We start from the raw sequence: 1,334 nt of genomic DNA, 5'->3' as shown, positions 1-1,334 counted from the left end.
CTGTACGGAGCCGAGTTCGCCGAAAACCCGTCCGCCGTCTACGCGCGGCTGCGCGCGTACGGGCCCGTCGCGCCCGTGGAGCTCGCCCCCGGCGTCCACGCCTCGCTCGCCACCGGCTACGCGACCGCCCTCGAGATCCTGCGCAGCCCCGACACCTTCGCCAGGGACCCGCGCCGCTGGGAAGCCCTCGCCGACGGCACGGTCCCCATGGACAGCCCCATCGTCCCGCTGATGATGTACCGGCCCACCCCGATGTACACCGACGGCGAGGACCACGAGCGGTACCGCGGCGCGGTCTCCGACACCCTCAACCGGCTGAACCCACATACCCTGCGCACCTACGTCGAGGAGAGCGCCGACCTCCTCATCGACCTCTTCGGCCCCGAGGGCGAGGCCGAACTGCTCAGCGAGTACTGCGCCCGGCTGCCGCTGCTCGTCTTCAACCAGCTCTTCGGCTGCCCGCCCGAGCTCAGCGAGACGCTGGTCAAGGGCATGGCCGCGCTCTTCGACATCGACGAGGACGCCATGAAGGCCGACGCCGTCCTCCGCGAGGCCCTCTCCGCCCTCATCACCACGAAGCGGGCCGAGCCCGCGGCGGACATCACCTCCTGGCTGATAGCCCACCCCGCCCGGCTCAACGACGAGGAAATGACCCATCAGCTCATCCTCCTCTTGGGCGCGGGCGTCGAACCCGTGAAGAACCTGATCGGCAACGCGCTGCGGCTGCTGCTGTCCGACGACCGGTTCGCCGGCGATCTGTCGGGCGGCACCATGCCGGTCGACGACGCGCTCGACGAGGTGCTGTGGACCGACCCTCCGGTGGCCAACTTCTGTACCCACTACCCGGTTCACGACGTCACCGTCGCCGGGCACCGGCTGGCCAAGGGCGCCCCCGTCCTCATCAGCATGGCCGCCGCCAACAACGACCCACAGCTGATCTCCGACCGGCGCGGCAACCGCGCCCACCTGTCGTTCGGCGCGGGCCCGCACGCCTGCCCGGCGAAGGACCCGGCGCGGATCATCACCTCCATCGCCATCGAGAAACTCCTCGACCGCCTCCCCGACATCGAGCTGGCCGTCCACCCCGATCAACTGCGGTGGCGCCCGGGGCCCATCCACCGGGCCCTGGCCGCCCTGCCGGTGAGTTTCCCCCCGATAGCCGCCAAGTACGACGCCGTGAGTGCCGCCGCGACCGACCAGAACCCCGGAGGCAACGCATGGAACCCCAGCCCAGCCCCCTCGACCTCCACCCGCTCGCCCTCGACCCCCAAGGACGCGACATCCACGGAGAGGGGGCGCGACTCCGGGAACGCGGCCCAGCGACCCTGGTGGAA

At 71.1% G+C, this 1,334-nt stretch carries 1 protein-coding gene; it reads left to right on the top strand.

Annotated features, from left to right (window positions below; all coding sequences use genetic code 11):
* A partial coding sequence (locus tag CCN51_RS51820; protein WP_086861290.1) for a cytochrome P450 occupies nucleotides 1–1,334 on the top strand: 1,334 nt, incomplete at both ends.

This window comes from Streptomyces milbemycinicus (genome assembly GCF_002154605.1).
In the GTDB taxonomy this organism is placed as follows: domain Bacteria; phylum Actinomycetota; class Actinomycetes; order Streptomycetales; family Streptomycetaceae; genus Streptomyces; species Streptomyces milbemycinicus.
Note: the sequence above shows the minus strand (reverse complement) of the source record. Positions and strands in the feature narration are given on the sequence as shown.